Source organism: Noviherbaspirillum soli, from assembly GCF_015352955.1.
Taxonomy (GTDB): domain Bacteria; phylum Pseudomonadota; class Gammaproteobacteria; order Burkholderiales; family Burkholderiaceae_D; genus Noviherbaspirillum_A; species Noviherbaspirillum_A soli.
The window spans coordinates 502,753-517,884 of the sequence record NZ_JACYOX010000001.1 but is presented as its reverse complement, the minus strand read 5'-3'; the positions used below and the strand labels follow the sequence as shown (position 1 = coordinate 517,884).

The 15,132-nt window shown below is 62.3% G+C and carries 12 protein-coding genes, 1 tRNA gene and 1 pseudogene; 9 read left to right on the top strand and 5 right to left on the bottom strand.

The window, feature by feature from the left end; all coding sequences use genetic code 11:
* Positions 1–194 (top strand): annotated as a pseudogene (locus IGW04_RS02210) (hypothetical protein); the annotation flags it as partial.
* Positions 195–685: 491 nt separating this feature from the next.
* On the opposite strand, the gene IGW04_RS02205 reads toward IGW04_RS02210, so the two are convergent.
* The 3 genes from IGW04_RS02205 to aat form a co-directional block, all read right to left on the bottom strand.
* The gene (locus tag IGW04_RS02205) at positions 686–1,729 is read right to left on the bottom strand and encodes a quinone-dependent dihydroorotate dehydrogenase (protein WP_194711364.1); all 1,044 of its coding nucleotides are present in this window, start codon (positions 1,727–1,729) and stop codon (positions 686–688) included.
* A 54-nt stretch (positions 1,730–1,783) separates the two neighbouring features.
* The gene (locus IGW04_RS02200; protein WP_194711363.1) at positions 1,784–2,512 is read right to left on the bottom strand and encodes an arginyltransferase; all 729 of its coding nucleotides are present in this window, start codon (positions 2,510–2,512) and stop codon (positions 1,784–1,786) included.
* Positions 2,513–2,580: 68 nt separating this feature from the next.
* Positions 2,581–3,315: a leucyl/phenylalanyl-tRNA--protein transferase gene (aat, locus tag IGW04_RS02195; protein ID WP_194711362.1), complete on the bottom strand. Its 735-nt coding sequence runs from the start codon at positions 3,313–3,315 to the stop codon at positions 2,581–2,583.
* A gap of 182 nt (positions 3,316–3,497) precedes the next feature.
* Here aat and IGW04_RS02190 point away from each other — a divergent pair, with 182 nt between their 5' ends.
* Entirely contained in the window at positions 3,498–4,700 is a 1,203-nt protein-coding gene (locus tag IGW04_RS02190; RefSeq protein ID WP_194711361.1) for an ammonium transporter, read from the top strand.
* A gap of 27 nt (positions 4,701–4,727) precedes the next feature.
* On the opposite strand, the gene IGW04_RS02185 is transcribed toward IGW04_RS02190, so the two are convergent.
* The gene (locus IGW04_RS02185) at positions 4,728–5,300 is read right to left on the bottom strand and encodes an NUDIX hydrolase (protein WP_194711360.1); all 573 of its coding nucleotides are present in this window, start codon (positions 5,298–5,300) and stop codon (positions 4,728–4,730) included.
* A 104-nt stretch (positions 5,301–5,404) separates the two neighbouring features.
* Between IGW04_RS02185 and IGW04_RS02180 the strand changes: the two genes are divergently transcribed.
* Positions 5,405–5,481: transfer RNA gene (locus IGW04_RS02180), tRNA-Met, on the top strand.
* A gap of 58 nt (positions 5,482–5,539) precedes the next feature.
* On the opposite strand, the gene IGW04_RS02175 is transcribed toward IGW04_RS02180, so the two are convergent.
* Complete coding sequence (locus IGW04_RS02175) at positions 5,540–5,929, bottom strand: YkvA family protein (protein ID WP_194711359.1); 390 nt, start codon at positions 5,927–5,929, stop codon at positions 5,540–5,542.
* Positions 5,930–6,158: 229 nt separating this feature from the next.
* Between IGW04_RS02175 and IGW04_RS02170 the strand changes: the two genes are divergently transcribed.
* From IGW04_RS02170 to nusA, 6 genes are all read left to right on the top strand, one after another.
* Positions 6,159–7,211: a DMT family transporter gene (locus IGW04_RS02170; RefSeq protein ID WP_323744798.1), complete on the top strand. Its 1,053-nt coding sequence runs from the start codon at positions 6,159–6,161 to the stop codon at positions 7,209–7,211.
* Between the two features lie 398 nt (positions 7,212–7,609).
* Entirely contained in the window at positions 7,610–10,282 is a 2,673-nt protein-coding gene (locus IGW04_RS02165) for a bifunctional diguanylate cyclase/phosphodiesterase (protein WP_194711357.1), read from the top strand.
* 306 nt (positions 10,283–10,588) lie between these two features.
* Positions 10,589–11,302 (top strand): SMC-Scp complex subunit ScpB, encoded by a 714-nt coding sequence (scpB, locus tag IGW04_RS02160; RefSeq protein ID WP_194711356.1) that lies wholly within the window; start codon positions 10,589–10,591, stop codon positions 11,300–11,302.
* A gap of 25 nt (positions 11,303–11,327) precedes the next feature.
* The gene (gene rluB, locus IGW04_RS02155; RefSeq protein ID WP_194711355.1) at positions 11,328–12,773 is read left to right on the top strand and encodes a 23S rRNA pseudouridine(2605) synthase RluB; all 1,446 of its coding nucleotides are present in this window, start codon (positions 11,328–11,330) and stop codon (positions 12,771–12,773) included.
* A 275-nt stretch (positions 12,774–13,048) separates the two neighbouring features.
* Positions 13,049–13,534, top strand: a complete 486-nt coding sequence (gene rimP, locus IGW04_RS02150; RefSeq protein WP_228526778.1) for a ribosome maturation factor RimP — start codon at positions 13,049–13,051, stop codon at positions 13,532–13,534.
* Positions 13,531–15,090, top strand: a complete 1,560-nt coding sequence (nusA, locus tag IGW04_RS02145; RefSeq protein WP_194711353.1) for a transcription termination factor NusA — start codon at positions 13,531–13,533, stop codon at positions 15,088–15,090. The genes rimP and nusA overlap by 4 nt, the downstream gene beginning before the upstream one ends.
* The last annotated feature ends 42 nt before the right edge of the window (positions 15,091–15,132 follow it).

Sequence of the window (15,132 nt, the reverse complement as noted above, 5' to 3'; positions counted from 1 at the left end):
TGACGCCGGATCAGCGTCATCGTGGCCAGGCGGACCAGCTGCTGGCCCATCGCAAGGCGGTCTATCAAGCCGCCCGGGCCGCCAAGCCGCAGCGCTGGGCAGGCGCCGTGCGCCATTGGGATCTTGACGAGGTGGTGTATCTGAACCCCGAGCGAAAGGAGGCTTTGCCGGCCGCGATGCCACGTGCTGCATGACTAATTTGGCGACAACTACCTTGACACATACCGCTTTGCAAAAAACGAGAGGCAAAAAAAGGCAAGCCGATGATTGCGCCCCGCGCCCTAGGGTCGACGTGTCAGTTGTAACGCAGCAGGGCGCGGCTGAACTCGCTACCCTGCGCAAATCAGGATGGTATCGTTGGTCGATTTTCTTGATCAGCCAATGGCGCAATTCCCTTCGGGGGTATTGCTCCCTACGACAGACGTCGTAGCTTGTCCTCTGCGTGCCCGCTGAGACGGCGCGCTCAATGGGGAGTCGAACGGGAAACCAACGGCAATTTCACCCATGGGATGCGCCTCTCAAAGCCGCCTTTCAGCAAATCGCCGATCAAGGCGGAGCAGGTCGCATACCCTATATGCTGCGATCCAGGCTGCTATGGCGTCCCGCATCACGAACCAGGAACGCTTGATCACGGCAGGTGCCCAGGCAGGGCATCGAACCAGCGACATGCGTCCCAACCGTCACATCATCCCCGTCCACGCAACGCATCCGCGCATTCCCGGATCAACGCCGGACCACGGTAGATCAGCCCGCTGTACAACTGAACCAGCTTTGCACCGGCCTCTACCTTGGCGCGCGCATCCGCGCCCGAGAGGATGCCGCCGACGCCAATGATGGGCACCGTATCCCCGAGTTCTGCCTTCAATGCCCGGATCACCTGATTCGAGGCTTCGAACACCGGCGCGCCGGACAGGCCACCCGCTTCCTCAGCGTGGGCCATGCCCTTGACCGCCTCCCGCGTGATGGTGGTGTTGGTCGCGATTACCGCGTCAAAACGGTGCCGCAGCAATGCGTCGGCAATGTTCTTCACCTGTTCGCCATCGACGTCCGGCGCGATCTTCAGCGCGATCGGCACATAGCGCTTGTGCTTGTCGGCGAGACGCTGCTGGGCATCCTTCAATGTCGACAGCAGCGCATCGAGTTCGGATGCGCCCTGCAACTGGCGCAGGTTCTTGGTGTTGGGCGAGGAGATATTGACCGTCACATAGCTGGCATACGGATAGACTTTTTCCAGGCAGATCAGGTAGTCGTCGGCAGCCCGCTCGATCGGCGTGTCGGCATTCTTCCCGATGTTCAGGCCCAGCACGCCTTCGCGGTTGCGGTAGAACCTCGACGCCTGCACGTTGCGCACGAAGGCGTCGACGCCGCCATTGTTAAAGCCCATGCGGTTGATGATGGCATTGGCCTCGGGCAGCCGGAACATGCGCGGCTTGGGATTGCCGGGCTGCGCCCGTGGCGTGACCGTGCCGACTTCAATGAAGCCAAAGCCCAGCGCCGCCAGGCCGTCGATATAGGCGCCATCCTTGTCCAGGCCGGCAGCCAGGCCGACCGGGTTGGGAAAGGAGATGCCCATCACCGTGCGCGGATCGGGCAGCGGACGGCGCAGCAGCCGTGTCACGCCCAGGCCGGCCGCACGGCGCAGCGCCGGCAGGGTCAGGTTATGGGCTTCTTCGGGGTCCAGGGAGAACAGCAGCGGGCGGGCGAGGGCGTAGAGAAATTTGTCGGACACGGTCGGGAGGGGAAAATTGCGCAGCCGCTATTGTAGCCGGCCCTCACCGCCCGATCAGCCCCCCATCTCCGACCAGGCGCCGCCGCGCAAGGCCTCGATCGGCCGGAAATTGATCTTGTAGGCCATCTTCGGGCTCTTTTCTATCCAGTAGCCAAGATAGACATAGGGAATGTCCAGCGTGCGCGCCTGGGCGATCTGCCACAGCACGTTGTAGGTGCCGAAGCTGGCGCCCGGCACATCCGGGTCGTAGAAGGTGTAGACCGAGGACAATCCGTCATCGAGCACGTCGATGATGCTGACCATGACCAGCTTGCCGTCCGGTTCGCGAAATTCCACCAGCCGGGTGTTGACCTTGCTCTGCAGCAGGAACTGCGCATACTGGTCGCGGCTGTCCTGATCCATGCCGCCGCCGGCGTGCCGCGCCGACTGGTAGCGCAGGTAGAGGTCGTAATGCTCGTGGACATAGGCCAGGTTGGTGATCAGCGCATTCAGATGTCCGTGCCGGTTCCAGGCACGGCGCTGGCTGCGGTTCGGCTGGAAGTGCCAGGCATGCACCCGCACCGGCGTACAGGCCTGGCAGCCATCGCAATAAGGCCGGTAGGTGAAGATGCCGCTGCGCCGGAAGCCGTTCTTGACCAGTTCCGAATAGACGTCGGCATTGATCAGGTGGGACGGGGTTGCAACTTGCGATCGCGCCTGCCTCTGTTCAAGGTAGCTGCATGGATAGGGCGCCGTCGCGTAGAACTGCAGAGTGGAAAAGGGAAGGTCTTTAAGATGCGTCATCGTGCATACCGGTTTGACAACAAATTGACGGCCTAATGTACACCGGCCACTGGCCTGAAGCAAAAGTTTCAGGCGGGAGCTTGCACAGGATCCACCGGGCGCCAGTCCGTGATGGGCGGCAGCTTGACCGCCTGCCGCAAATGGGCGAGGAACGCAGCGCGCGGCATGGGCGCGGCGCCCAGCGAGGCGAGGTGCCCGGTCTCCTGCTGACAGTCGACCATGGTCACGCCATGGAGTTTCAGGAAATGGACAAGATAGGCCAGCGCCACCTTGGAAGCGTCGGTTTCGCGTGCGAACATCGATTCGCCATAAAACATTCGCCCTATGCATACGCCATAGGCGCCGCCGACCAGCCTGCCGTCGCGCCATAGTTCGGAGGAATGCGCATATCCCATGCGGTGCAGGCCGGTATAGCCCCGGACGATGTCTTCCGATATCCAGGTGCCCGCGCCGTCCCGGCGCGGCGCGGCGCAGGCACGCACCACGGCTTCGAATGCGGAGTCGAACTTCACCTGCCACGGACCGCCCTCGGCCCGGCTTCTGGCGATGCGGCGCAGGGTTTTTTTCAGGCTTGCGGACAGCTTGAAGTGATCCGTGCGGAGCACCATGCGCGGATCGGTGCTCCACCACAGGATGGGTTGCCCCTCGGAATACCAGGGGAAAATGCCATGTTGATAAGCCTGCAGCAGCCGCCATGGCGACAGGTCTGCTCCGGCTGCGAGCAGGCCGGCGGCGCCGTCGGCCTCGGTCAGGGCGGTGGAAACATCGGGAAAGGGGCTGTTGCTGTCTAACCAGGGAATCATCTTGCCTCGCATTTTTTGCACCGTCATGAAGCACTGACATGGTGCGTCCTATTTAACCGTCTTTCTTGCTGTTTTTAAAAGTCAATCAATTCAAGGGTTTATCTTTTGCACCAATTTGGGAATGAAAATTGCTTTTTCCGGCAGTCAAATTTTTATTCTGCACTTAAATTGGGAGTTTTTGGATGGAACCCTTGAAGCACAGCGCTGACACGCTGTTTATTCTGCTCGGCGCAATCATGATTCTGGCAATGCATGCCGGCTTTGCCTTTCTTGAACTGGGAACCGTCCGGCGCAAGAACCAGGTCAATGCGCTGGTCAAAATCTTAGTCGATTTCGCGATTTCGACGATTGCCTATTTCTTTGTCGGCTACAGCGTGGCCTATGGTGTGAGCTTTTTCGTCGGCGCCGACACCCTGGTCCAGCGCAGCGGCTTTGACCTGGTCAAGTTCTTTTTTCTGCTCACCTTTGCGGCGGCGATCCCCGCGATTATTTCCGGCGGCATTGCCGAGCGGGCGCGTTTTCATCCGCAGTCGATTGCCACCGCACTGCTGGTCGGCCTGGTCTATCCCTTTTTCGAAGGCATCGCCTGGAACCAGCGATTTGGCATGCAGGCTGGCCTGAACGCACTTTTCGGCGCGGAATTTCATGATTTTGCCGGCTCCGTGGTGGTGCATGCCTTTGGCGGTTGGGCTGCGCTGCCGGCGGTGCTGCTGCTGGGCGCGCGGCGCGGACGCTATACCAAGGAGGGCGCGATCGCGGCCCATCCGCCGTCGAGCATTCCCTTCCTGGCGCTGGGCGCATGGATCCTGACCGTGGGCTGGTTCGGATTCAATGTGATGAGCGCGCAGACACTGGACAAGATCAACGGCCTGGTCGCGATCAACTCCCTGATGGCCATGGTCGGCGGCACGCTGGTGGCGGTCATGCTGGGCAAGAACGATCCAGGTTTCGCGCATAACGGCCCGTTGGCCGGGCTGGTGGCCGTCTGCGCCGGCTCCGACCTGATGCATCCGCTCGGCGCGCTGGTCACTGGCGGCATGGCAGGCGCAATCTTTGTGTGGATGTTCACCCTGACCCAGAACAAGTGGAAGATCGACGACGTGCTGGGCGTTTGGCCCCTGCATGGCCTGTGCGGCGCCTGGGGCGGCATTGCCGCCGGCATCTTTGGCGCCAAGAGCCTTGGCGGCCTGGGCGGCGTCTCGCTGCTTTCCCAGGTGGCCGGCACGCTGCTGGGCGTGGCCATTGCGCTGGCGGGCAGCTTCGCGATTTATGGCCTGCTGAAGAAACTGCTCGGCCTGCGTCTGGACGCGGAAGAGGAATTCAACGGCGCCGACCTGTCCATACACCGGATTTCGGCATCGCCCGAGCGGGAAACCAACTGGTGATCTGCCGGCCGACGCGCTGCCGCCTTCTCAAGGCTGGCGCATCGGCCTGGTGATGTCGCGCGTATGGAAGCGGAACTCGCCTTCGCCGTTACGGATGCGGGCGAGATCCTCGAACAGGAAGCGCAGGGTCTGGCTGATGGTGGGGAAGGCGATGTCGTCCCACGGAATCTCGTTCTCGGAAAACAGTTTCACTTCCAGGCTTTCGACGCCTGCCTGGTAGTCCAGGTCGAGCAGGGTCGCGAGATAGAACATGTGAACCTGGTGCACATGCGGCACATTGAGCAGCGAAAAAAGCTGGTGAAGTTCGATCCGTGCGCCGGCTTCCTCCTCGGTCTCGCGGGCCGCGGCTTGCGAGGTGGTCTCGGCGTTCTCCATGAAGCCGGCCGGCAGCGTCCAGTAGCCGTAGCGGGGTTCAATCGCACGCCGGCACAGCAATACCTTGGTTTCGCCGTCCGCTTTCCATAAGGGCACGGAGCCAATCACCATCTTCGGATTCTGATAGTGAATGGTGCCGCATTGCGTGCATACATCGCGCAGCCGGTTGTCGTCCTGGGGAATTGTCTGGGTGACAGGATGGGCGCATTCCGAACAGAATTTCATGGGTGGCAGAGTAGTCATGATCAGGCGAAGAGTGTAACACTGCTCCCAAAAGCGCCATGGGTTTGCAATTGACTTCAGCCTTGTATATAATCGATGCCTTCAGACGCGGGGTGGAGCAGTCTGGCAGCTCGTCGGGCTCATAACCCGAAGGTCGTAGGTTCAAATCCTGCCCCCGCAACCAGGATTCATTTCGAAAGGCCCGCAAATGCGGGCCTTTCGTTTTTTTCCGGCGCATTGTTTCAGCGCGCCTGATACCACCACCAGCACAGATACAAGGCGCCAAGCCAGATGGCCACGATCGCTATCGCCCCGGCATAGCTCCTGGGCTTGGCCTTTTCCCTGGCCATCCATTCCTCCGCCTGAGCGCGGCATTGCTCGATCACATGGGCGGGCAGCATGCGCACCGCCAGCCAGATCAGCGAGGGCAGCAGCAATGCATCGTCGACATACCCCAGCACCGGCACGAAGTCCGGAATCAGGTCGATCGGGCTCAGCGCGTAGGCGACAGTAAACACGCACAGGGCCTTGGCCAGAAACGGCGTGTCCCGATGCCGGCGCGCAAACCAGAGCATCACCGCGTCGCGCTTGATGCGCCTGGCCCATGCCCGGACGGATTCGCTGATTGACATAATGACTGGTTCCCTTGTTTTTTGCCGATAGCATAGGCGATATTCGGATGGGTTGTCGCCCATAAAAATCGGAACATGTTTGCGGCAAAACGGAGGGCATGCTCCTTGCCGGCCGGATGAGGCGGCATCCGCGTTACGCTGATCGTCTATTCGTGTCCACGGATCTGTCCACGTCCTTGAAAGCGCCGATGAACCTGCGTCCTGATTCCTGCTTGCCGCAACGATGACCATGCCTGCCGGTGTTGCCTATGCCTTCCTGGCCGCTGTCAGCTTCGGCGCCAGCACACCTTTTGCAAAAACGCTGGTTGGCGCCATCTCGCCGGTGATGCTGGCTGCGCTGCTGTATCTGGGCAGCGGCGTTGGCTTGATGGCGTGGTTTTGCCTGCGAGCGCTTGGCCCGGCTCCCGACCAGACCGCCAGCGCCCGGCTATCGCGGGCCGATCTGCGATGGCTGGCCGGGGCCATTGTGTTTGGCGGCATTGCCGGGCCGGTGTTGCTGATGCTGGGCCTGAACCGCACGCCGGCTTCTGCCGCGTCGCTGCTGCTGAACATGGAAGGGGTGTTGACCTCGATGCTTGCCTGGTTCGTGTTCAGGGAAAACTTCGATCGCCGCATCTTCGCCGGCATGGTGCTGATCGTGGCGGGCGGCGTGGTCCTCGGCTGGGAGCAGCGGCCGCAATTCGGCGTTCCCTGGGGCGCGCTGGCGATCGTTGCCGCCTGCCTCTGCTGGGCCGTCGATAACAATCTGACCCGCAAGATTTCGGCAAGCGACGCGGTCCAGATCGCTGGCATCAAGGGCCTCGTGGCAGGGCTGGTCAATCTGGCCATTGCGCTATCGCTGGGTTCGCCGCTGCCCGCATTGGGCGGCATGCTGAGCGCCGCCGTGATCGGGTTTTGCGGCTACGGCCTGAGCCTGGTCTTTTTCGTGCTTGCCTTGCGAAATCTCGGCGCGGCCCGCACCGGTGCCTATTTTTCCGCGGCGCCTTTTGTCGGCGCGGCCATTTCCCTGTTGATGTTGCGGGAGATCCCGGGCTCGGGCTTCTGGGTGGCCAGCATACTGATGGCGGCCGGCATCTGGCTTCATCTGACTGAAAGACATGTGCACAGGCATACGCACACTGCCATGCAGCACGCCCATGCGCATATGCACGACGAGCATCACCAGCACAAACATGATTTCGCCTGGGATGGCAGCGAGCCCCACACCCACACCCATGATCATGAGCCGATCACCCATAGCCATGCGCATGTGCCTGACATTCATCATCAGCACCGGCATTGAGCGAGCAAGGGAATGACAGCTTGCATTCGCCTTCCGGCAATGCATGCAGGGCGGTTTAAGCAGGCGGACGTGCCGCTGAATCCATCTTGAGCATCTGATGCCGGTCCAACCCCATAACGTGCGATGGAAACGGCGGCTTTTTCCATCCGGCAAGCTATGTATGGGGAATAGCATGAGCCGGCTCGGATTGCGCCGAAAATCGCATTAAAAATTCCAATAGGAAACTTAATGTGTCGGAAATCTTTACACGCGATAAGGGATTTCTTTTATGTATCCGGTAAGCAATTGATCTGAAACAACTTTATTTCCCGGCACAAACATTGCTTTGTTGAATTATTATCATCATTTCGTTTCTGCGCACGCTCATGGGAATGCCTTCCGAACGATTAAGCAAAGCAATGAAGCATGCGCAGCGCTCGCGTTCAATGCGCATCTGCGCAATCTGGGCAGTTTCCACTTTATGCCTGATAGCGCTGCTCTGGAAAGTCACCTCGATTCATTTGAATGACGAGAAGTCCGCGCTGCTCGGGAGCGCCAGGCAAAAGGCCGCGGCCCTGGCAAAAACCCACGCCCGGCAGTTGAGCCATTCGCTCGAACAGGCCGATCAGGCGGCCCTGAGCCTGCAATATGACTGGGAGGAACTGCATCAACCGCAACTGCTCGAGCGCCGGCTGCGGCGCAGCGTGCGTCCCTCGCTTGGCCTGCGGGCGGCCGGCGTGGCTGACAGCACCGGCAAGTTATTGGCGTCGAGCGGCCCGGTGCTGGAAGATGTGGCGCAAACCGGTTTCTTCCTGAGACACAGGGAAAGCCGCGGTGAAGGCTTGCTGGTGAGCCGCGTTCCGGATGGGGCGCTGTCTTCTGCCAGCCTGTTGCTGTCGCGACGGCTCGATGCGGGCAATGGCGGTTTCGATGGCCTGGTGATGTTCGTGGCCGACCCTTCATTCCTGTTGGACTTCGGCGCCGAGGTCGGCCTCGGTGGCCATGACTTTCTCTCGCTCGTCGATAGCGCTGGCCAGGTGCTGCTGAGCAGTGCCTATAGCAGGCCTGGCGTTGTGCAGTCCCCGCTGATGCGCGCCCATGCGTTCGAGGATAGCGCCGGCATCGCGGTGCTGCCGGCCAGCGAATTCGACGACGCTACACGCCGCATCGTCGCCTGGCAGCGCCTGGCCCAGGGCGGCCTGACGGTCGTGGCCGGCTTGTCCGAGAGCGATGTGCTGGCCGTCTATCAGCAAGCCGCACAGCGCCATTACGGCTGGGCGCTGGCTGCGTCACTGTTGCTGCTTGCCGTCGGCGGCGCCGGCCTGCGCCTGTCGCTGCGCCGTGCACGGCGCGAGCGCCGGCGAGCGGAACTGAGCAAGACCTATAGCCTGGCGGTGGACCGTGCCGAGGAAGGCTTCTACACGGTGCGCGCCCTCTATGCCCGTGACGGCAGCCTGTCCGACTTTGTGATCGAGGACTGCAACGAGCGCGGTGCGGAATTGGTGGGCTGGGCCAAGCGCGATCTGGTCGGCAGGCGCTTTCTGCAGCTCTACTCCGGCAGCCATGCGCAACAGTTGCTGTCGGTCTTCGGCGTGGCAATGGAAACAGGCTATTACGAAGATGAAATGCTGGCCTCGCCGCATGGTCCGCTGGGTGCGCGCTGGCTGTCGCGGCGCCTGGTGCGTTCCGGCTCCGAGATTGCGATGACCGTGCGCGACATCACCGAGCGTCGTGCCCAGGAGCAGGCGCTGAGCCAGCTTGCCAATACCGACCCGCTGACCGGCTTGCCCAACCGGCACTGGCTGATGGAGTTCATGCCGCAAGCCATTTCCGGCTGCATCGCAAGCAATAGCAGCATGGCGCTGCTGTTCGTGGACCTCGACGATTTTCGCCACATTAACGACTCGCTCGGCCATGGCATGGGCGACCTGCTGCTGAAGCAGGCCTCGGCACGCCTGAAGTCGCTGGTGCGGGCGAGCGACCATGTGGTGCGCCTGGGCGGCGATGAATTTACCGTGGTGCTGCAGAACGTGCAGGGCAGCGACGATGTTTCGCGTGTGACGCGGCTGGTGATCAAGGCGTTGCAGGAGCCGTTCGAGGTTCCGGGGCAGGGCGAACATGTGGTGCAGGCGTCGGTGGGTGTCTCCATGTATCCGCGCGATGGGGCCGACCGCGACACACTGCTCAAGCATGCCGATCTTGCGCTGTATGCGGCCAAGGCCGAGGGCAAGGGCCGCTTTTCGTTCTACGAGCCTGGCCTGTCCGACAGCCTGATGCGGCGCCTCGGCAAGGAGCAGGCCTTGCGGCGCGCGATCGAGCAGGATCAGTTCATCATGTTCTTCCAGCCACGGGTCAATACGCAGAACGGCGCATTGTGCGGCATGGAAGCCCTGGTGCGCTGGATGCATCCGGAGCGCGGCATGCTCGCGCCCGAGGAGTTCATCCAGATCGCCGAGGATACCGGCCTGATACGCGAGATCGGTTCGACGGTGATTGAAAAGACCATTGCCCAGATTGCGTCCTGGCGCGAACTCGGCCTGCCGGTGCCGCCGGTATCGATCAATGTGTCCGCGCTGCAGTTCGATGAAGGCCACCTGCGGCCGCTGCTGGTGGGCTGCATGAAGCGCTACCGGGTCGACGCCGGGCTGATCGAAATCGAGATCACCGAGTCCAGCATGCTGGGCGGCGGCGATCTGGTGTCGGGACAACTGGCGGCGATACGGCAGCTCGGCATCAAGCTGCTGATCGACGACTTCGGCACGGGTTATTCCTCGCTGTCGCAATTGCAGCGGCTGGAAATGGATGTGCTCAAGATCGACCGCGCCTTCACCTCGCAGTTGCGCAACGAGTCCGGCGCGAACGTGCTCTTCAACGCCATCGTGGTCATGGCGCATGCGCTGGGCATGCGGGTAGTGGCCGAGGGGGTGGAAAGCGTAGGCCAGTTGCGTGCGCTTCAGGCGATGGGCTGCGACGAGGTGCAGGGCTTCTATGTGTCGCGCCCCGTGCCGGCGGCCGAGATGCCGGCGCTGATGCGGCAGGACTGCCTGTTTCCGCCAGTGCGCCCAGAGCTGAAGCTGGTGGCCGGCGAATAAGCCGGGTGCCGGCGCTGTCGCCGGATCCGCCATTTTTTATGACACTGCCACGCATTTCCTCTATAATCCGCCGACCGGACAGGCCCGGCCGCAGACCCCATGCGGCACGGCCAGGACCAAAAACCACAGGTCGTCCCGGTTAGCCTTGCCCGATTTGCACCTCCCGGCCCACGACGATTCTCTTCCAACAAGCGGGCGCCCGGGAGCGGCAGCAACAGTTCACGAAGGGTTCGCCGCGCGTCTTTCGACCGCTGTTGACTTTTGATCTCTGCAAATTGCAACTGAATTGCCGTAGATGAATTGCACATGAATACCGCTGAGGCCAAGAAAGTCCTCGAAACCGCATTGCTTTGCACCAACGAGCCCTTGTCGATCTACGATCTCAAAAAATTGTATGTTTCCGACGACGGTTCCGAGGCCGCGGGTGCCGATACGATCAAGCTGATGCTGGAAGAGTTGCGCCTTGACTGGCGCGGCAAGGGCATCGAGCTGGTGGGCCTGGCTTCCGGCTGGCGCTTCCAGAGCCGGCCGGAAATGAAGGTATTCCTCGAGCGGCTGAACCCGGAAAAGCCGCCGCGCTATTCGCGCGCAACGATGGAAACCCTGGCAATCATCGCCTACCGTCAACCGGTGACGCGGGGCGATATCGAAGAAATCCGCGGCGTGACCGTCAATTCCCAAATCATCAAGATGCTGGAAGACCGTGGCTGGATCGAGGCGATTGGCCATCGGGACGTGCCCGGCCGTCCGGCCCTGTTGGCAACCACAAGGCAGTTTCTCGATGACCTCGGGCTGGCTTCGCTGGACCAGCTGCCGCCTTTGCAGGCGATGAGCAATCCGGACCTTGCCAGCCTGGTGACCCCGATGCCAGGGGCCGCCGACCTGCCTTCCACAGCGCCGTCGCATGCCAGTGCCGCGGAAGCCGATATCCCACTTTCACCCCCAGACCACGCGTCCGAAACCACGGAAGACGCCGCGCCCGGTCAGCAAAACCAAGAACCGACAAATGACCTCGCCTAATCCCAAAACCAAGCAACCGGCCGACATGGCTGACGATTCCGCACGCGAGCGGCAGACCAGCCCGGGCACTGAGGCCGCGGGCGCAGGAGGCGCGCAGGAAGCGGGCGCCGGCCGAGGTCCGCGCACGCCGCGGCCGCTGCGCCGCAGCCGGCCCGGTTCCCGCGAGGACGGACGCCAGGGCGAACCGGTGGCGGGCGCTCCGCGCGGCGGCCAGAGCCGTCAGAACGGCAGGCAAAAGCCGGGCGCCGATGCTGCGCCCGGTCGCAACGGCGGCAAGCCCGGCCGACCGCCGCGCAGTGGCGGTGGCGGTGGCGACACCGATGATGTGTTTTCCTTTGTGACGTCGGAAGCATTCGACAGCATGGCCGACGACGCGCGCGGCGGCCGTGCTCCCGCCAAGGCAGTCCGGCGCGACCTGACTGCGGAAGACGATGCGCCGAAGCTGCACAAGGTGCTGGCCGAGGCCGGCCTGGGGTCGCGTCGCGACATGGAAGAGCTGATCGTCGCCGGACGGGTATCGGTCAATGGCGAACCGGCGCATATCGGTCAGCGCATCCTGCCGACCGACCAGGTGCGCATCAATGGCAAGCTGCTGCAGCGCCGCGTCAGCAAGAAGCCGCCGCGCGTGCTGGTGTATCACAAGCCGGCTGGCGAGATCGTCAGCACCAGCGATCCCGAAGGCCGTCCTTCGGTGTTTGATCGACTGCCGACCATGAAGGCGGCGAAGTGGCTGGCGGTAGGCCGGCTGGACTTCAACACCGAAGGCCTGCTGCTGTTTACCACTTCCGGCGACATCGCCAACCGGCTGATGCATCCGCGCTATGGCATCGACCGCGAATATGCGGTGCGTACCCTGGGCGAACTGGAAGAGGGCATGCGCCAGAAGCTGCTCGCCGGCGTCGAACTGGAAGACGGCCTGGCGCAGTTTTCCAAGATTGCGGACGGCGGCGGCGAGGGCGTCAACAAATGGTACCGGGTCACCATCGGTGAAGGCCGCAACCGCGAAGTGCGGCGCATGTTCGAGGCGGTCGGCCTGACGGTGTCGCGCCTGATCCGCACCCGCTATGGCTCGATGACCCTGCCGCGCGGCCTCAAGCGCGGCCGCTGGGAAGAGATGGAGGAGCATGACGTGCGCGGCCTGATGGCGATGATAGGCATGGACAAGCCTTCCGGCGAGCGCGCGGCGCCACAAGGCCGGCCTGACAGACAGCCGCGCGCGGCAAGTGTCAATCCGTTCGACAACAATCCGCAGCAGCGCCGGGGCCAGCCGGGACAGCGTCCGCGCCAGCCCGATCCATTGCAGACAGCGCTGGGCTTTCCCGGTGCAAACCAGCCGCGCCGCAATGTCGGCGCCGGCCAGGGTCGCGGCATCGACCAGGGGTTTGGACGCGGGCCGCGGCCAACGGGGCAGGGCCGGGGCGGCCCTATGGGCGGCGCCCAGGGCGCGCCGCGCCGTCGCCCCAAGGGTTAAGCGGCAATCGTGGGTATGGACCGCGGTGCGTCGTCTGACGCACCGCGGTATTTCTTATTGCGGCGCATTCTGTAATCCCGTATAATTGAATAGTTAACGAAGGTCGCCGCGACGCACGCAGTATTGCACGGTGGGTAAGCAACATCGTTGCAACAATCGCAAAGCAGCTGGACGTGGCTTGAACGATAAGAAAGATGGGCAGATGCCCATTTTTTTTTTGGCAAACGATTGTGCATCGCTTGCGGCGGCTGGTCAGCAAACATCGGAGAAACGCCTTGCAATTGCTGCAACTGATAGAAAAAACCGTGGTTGGCATGGGTTATGACCTTGTCGATTTCGAGCAGGCCGGCCGTGGCCTGCTGCGTGTATTCATCGACTTCACCGAAGAGGAGGCCGACCGCGGCTTCATTACGGTGGAGGACTGCGAAAAGGTGACGCACCAGCTGCTGCACGTGCTGACGGTCGAGAACGCCAACTACGAGCGGCTGGAAGTGTCGTCGCCCGGGCTGGACCGGCCGCTGAAGAAGCTGGGGGATTACCGCCGTTTCGCGGGGCAGGAGGCGTTGGTGAAGTTGCGCATGCCGATGCCCGGCGCGGCCAACAGGAAGTCCTTCGAGGGCATCCTGCAGGCGCCCGAAGGCGACCAGCTCAAGCTTGAATTTGAAGGAAAAGACGGCCCGGCGATCCTGGAATTTACGATCGCCGATGTGGACAAGGCACGCCTGGTGCCAAAAGTGGATTTTAGGAGTCGCAAAGCATGAGTCGCGAGATTTTATTGTTGGTTGACGCGCTGGCGCGCGAAAAGAACGTGGATAAGGAAGTCGTTTTCGGCGCGCTGGAGCATGCGCTTGCGCAGGCTACCAAGAAGCGCTACGAAGGCGACGTCGATATCCGCGTCTCGATCGACCGCGACAATGGCGAATTCGAAACCTTCCGCCGCTGGCACGTCGTGCCCGACGAAGCCGGCCTGCAGCTGCCCGACCAGGAAATCCTGCTATTCGAAGCCAAGGACCAGATTTCCGATATCGAGGTCGACGATTTCATCGAAGAGCCGATCGAATCGGTCGAGTTCGGCCGCCGCTTTGCGCAGGACACCAAGCAGGTGGTTCTGCAACGCATCCGCGATGCCGAGCGCGAGCAGATCCTGGCCGACTTCCTGGAGCGCGGCGACGCGCTGGTGACCGGCACGATCAAGCGCATGGAGCGCGGCGATGCGATCGTCGAGTCCGGCAAGATCGAGGCGCGGCTGCCGCGCGACCAGATGATCCCGAAGGAGAATCTGCGCATCGGCGACCGTGTCCGCGCCTATATCCAGCGCATCGAGCGCAATGCCCGCGGCCCGCAGGTGATCCTGTCGCGCACCGCGCCTGAATTCATCATGAAGCTGTTCGAGCTGGAAGTGCCCGAGATCGAGCAGGGCCTGCTGGAGATCAAATCGGCAGCACGCGACCCCGGCGTGCGCGCCAAGATCGCGGTGTTCACCAATGACAAGCGGATCGACCCGATCGGCACCTGCGTCGGCATGCGCGGTTCGCGCGTGCAGGCAGTGACCGGCGAGTTGGGCGGAGAGCGGGTCGACATCGTGCTGTGGTCGGAAGACCCGGCGCAGTTCGTCATCGGCGCGCTGGCGCCGGCCAATGTATCGTCCATCATGGTGGACGAGGAAAAGCATGCAATGGACGTGGTGGTCGACGAGGAAAACCTGGCAATCGCCATCGGTCGCGGCGGCCAGAACGTGCGTCTCGCCGCCGAGCTGACCGGCTGGCAGATCAACATCATGACGGCCGAGGAATCGGCCGACAAGGCTGCCCAGGAAACCGCCGCGGTGCGCGTCCTGTTCATGGACAAGCTCGACGTCGACCAGGAAGTCGCCGATATCCTGGCCAGCGAAGGTTTCTCCAGCCTGGAAGAGATCGCCTATGTGCCGATCACCGAAATGCTGGAAATCGAGTCGTTCGATGAAGATACCGTTAACGAACTGCGCAACCGTGCCCGCGACGCGCTGGTGACCGAGGCGATCGCTTCCGAGGAAGGCCTGGAAGGCATGGAAGAGGGCCTGGTCGGCCTGGATGGCATGGACCGCGTCACCGCGGGCAAGCTGGGACTGGCCGGTGTGAAGACACTGGAGCAGTTTTCCGCGCTGGCCTACGATGAATTTGGGGCAATACTGGCGCTGCCGGCAGACCGCGCGCGCCAGCTGATAGACAATGCATTCGAAGATGTGAGCGATGAGGAGATGAAGCTGATCGACTTGAAGTACGACGATCGCGCCAAGGCCATGCAGGCCAAGGCGTGGAGCCTGGCAGCTGTCAAGTAAGCCGGTTCCCACATCATCCACCGCGTCACATAGAAAAGAGGA